Origin of the sequence: Mycobacterium sp. E735 (assembly GCF_001666955.1) — a bacterium.
GTDB lineage: Bacteria > Actinomycetota > Actinomycetes > Mycobacteriales > Mycobacteriaceae > Mycobacterium.
On record NZ_LZIX01000272.1, the window covers coordinates 1 to 2,851 of the forward strand.

3 protein-coding genes are annotated in these 2,851 nt (G+C 63.9%); 2 read left to right on the top strand and 1 reads right to left on the bottom strand.

The window, feature by feature from the left end:
* Window positions 1-311 precede the first annotated feature (311 nt).
* A complete protein-coding gene (locus tag A5704_RS22555; protein ID WP_067756415.1) occupies window positions 312-557 on the top strand; it encodes a hypothetical protein in 246 nt (81 codons plus the stop codon).
* A gap of 139 nt (window positions 558-696) precedes the next feature.
* Here the strand turns inward: A5704_RS22555 and A5704_RS22560 are convergent, their stop codons facing one another.
* Window positions 697-1,704, bottom strand: a complete 1,008-nt coding sequence (locus A5704_RS22560; protein WP_067756412.1) for a GGDEF domain-containing protein — start codon at window positions 1,702-1,704, stop codon at window positions 697-699.
* A 534-nt stretch (window positions 1,705-2,238) separates the two neighbouring features.
* Here A5704_RS22560 and A5704_RS22565 point away from each other — a divergent pair.
* A partial coding sequence (locus A5704_RS22565; RefSeq protein ID WP_156675725.1) for a serine/threonine-protein kinase occupies window positions 2,239-2,851 on the top strand: 613 nt, incomplete at its 3' end.

Here is a 2,851-nt window from a genome sequence, read left to right on the forward strand (position 1 = left end):
GCAGGGCGGTGGTCGCCAACCGCGCGATCCGTCGCATCATGACTGTCCTATTCCGTCGGGCGGCCCGTGGTCGGGGCGCTCTGCAGTTGAAGTAAATAGCGCGCCTGCCGCTACCGATCCCAAATTTGGCCGGCGGCCGCCGTGAGCCTCTTGTCAGGCGAGCATGGTTGGCGCTTAGCGCGACTCCGTGCCGTGACCGTTAAGGATCGTTACCGCAATCGTGATTTTCGCGCTCGTATCATGAATTCACGAGAATTCCGAAGCTTTGACCCGAACAACGCCGATCGGCGTCCGCGAGCCTGGGGGCTGATATGACGATCGCAATCGCCGCGCACGAGCCAATCGAGAACGACGCGTTCGACGCGCACGACGATGTCATTTCGGCGGTCGCACGGCTCAACGGTATGCCCTGGGGAGGGGACACCGTTCTCGCCGAATTGAAACCGCGCTGGCGGCCCTCAGAAGAAGAGATCGTGCGCGCGGCGATCACCGTGATTTTGGTCGCCCTTGTGGCGATGATCGCCGTCGCCGCAGTCGCGATCTTGACAATGGGTTAGCGGCGGCCACGAGTAGGCGAGCACACGCAGCTCGTTTGGTTTTGGCCCGCCCGTGCGGGAGTCGTTGGGCGGCGGCGACGAGCACTGTCCCGCCGCCGCACCCGACGGTGCGGGCGAACCCGCTTGCGGCACAAGCAATTCAGCGGGACTCATAACGCCGGTGCGCATCGGCCTCACGGGCCTCGGAGATTCGCTTCTGCTTGGCGATATAGAGCTCGGCGTCCGCGGCGGCGTGCAGCGTGGCGATATCGGCGTCCTTGCCGGAGGCCGACGCGGTCCCGATGCTGGTGCCCGGCGTATATAGCCGCGCGGCGCCGACGAATTGGTCTGCCGCGGTGGGCTTGCGACCGGGGCGGTCAGCGATACACACCGCGAACTCGTCGCCGCCGAACCTGGCCAGAACGGCGTGCGCGGGGGCCACTTCTCGCCAGATATCCGCGCGACTTATCAGGTGCCGATCGCCGGCGACATGTCCGTCGGTGTCGTTGATCTGTTTGAAGTTGTCGATGTCCAGCGCGACGACCGTGACGGTGGACGCGGTCGAACGGGACCGCGCCAGCAAGTCGGCGGTGGCAATCTCCCAGCCGGCACGGTTGAGCAGTCCGGTGAGCGGGTCGGTGCACGCCGCGGCGACCAAGGTCCGCGTCAACAGGCCGAATGACTCGGCGGCGCCGACAATCGCGATCACGAAGATGAGGTAGTCGATGTACAACTTGGGCATGGGCGCGAGCGCAAGCGCGACGACACACGCCACGGTAAGCGCGCCGACCAGCAGCGCGCCCCGGCGCGGCGAGTAGAACCCGCGGAGGTACATCGCCAGAAACATCGGGGCGATCAGGCAGACGAACTCGGCGACGATCGCGACGTGGAAGGCCATCACCATGGGTGTGGCGACGATCGCCACGGCCGTCGCCGGTCCGGGTTTGTCGGGCCGGACGGCCAACCACGCCAACGCCGCGGCGCCGAGCACGACCGCCGCGATGCCTCCGGTCGGGTTCCCCGGCTTCAGCCCGGGATGGATTCGGATGAAGGTGCTGAACACAACACCCCAGGTGTAGAGGAACGTGGTGGCGCCCAAATAGATTCGCAGCAGCCGAACCTGATGCTTGCCGTAAAAGCCGCTGCCCGCGTCAGCACGCAACCGCAACCGGTATCGGCCTGCCCTACGGCCGCCTGGGCCTCGGAGGCTTAGACCCATCCGGTCAATCTCCCGGTCATGTGCTGACGCTCGGCCAATTACTGACATCGCCATTTGGCGAGCGCTCGTTTGCGGGTTAACGCTACTAAAGCATGCCGCGACACGCTCAATGAAGCCGCTAGATCTCCGAAACGGCGGGCCGCCGATTAACAGCGTAATTCCCGGGAAATAACCGTAACGGCGAGGCCGCTTGGCAAAAGGCGATTGAGATTGCGGCGTGCCGGTCAGTGTTCACCGTCGCCCACACCGAAGTTGGCTTCACGCGCTACCGGTGCGGCCAACAGACCGGAAGAAGAGCTCGTGCAACGCGGCGATCACGATGATTTCGGTGGCCCCTGTGGCCGTGATTGGCGTCGCCGCGGGTTCGATCTTGACAACGGGTTAGCAGCGATTTGGTCCGGAATCGGCCGTTGCGGGACTTTCCCCAAACCGTGTCAGCAGTGGGACTATGGTGTTGCTGAATTGCTGCGTCGGGAGGTTTCCATGGACGGGACCCCGTTCGGCCGGTACCGATTAATCAATTTGCTCGGCCGGGGCGGCATGGGAGAGGTCTGGCGAGCTTATGACACCGTCACCGACCGGATAGTCGCGCTGAAAGTACTCCCGGCGCATTTTGCTGCGGACAAGACGTTTCAACAGCGATTCCGTCGCGAGGCCCACTCAGCGGCACGGTTGAACAACCCTCACGTGGTGCCAATACACACCTACGGCGAGATCGACGGACGGCTATTCGTCGACATGCGCCTGATCGAAGGGCGGGACCTGGCGACCGTGCTGGCCTCCGGTTCAATGTCTCCGGCACGCGCGGTGCACATCGTCGAGCAGGTGGCACACGCCGTATACGCCGCGCACAAGATTGGATTGGTGCATCGGGACATCAAGCCCTCCAACATCTTGCTCGATGAAAATGACTTTGCGTATCTGATCGATTTCGGGATCGCTCGTGTTCTCGGCGAGACCGGTCTGACTGGTACGGACGCGGTGGTGGGCACGCTGCGCTACATGGCACCCGAGCGCTTCAAAGTCGGTGAGGCCGATGCACGCTCGGACATCTACGCGCTTGCTTGCGTGCTCTACGAATGCTTGACGGGAGGCG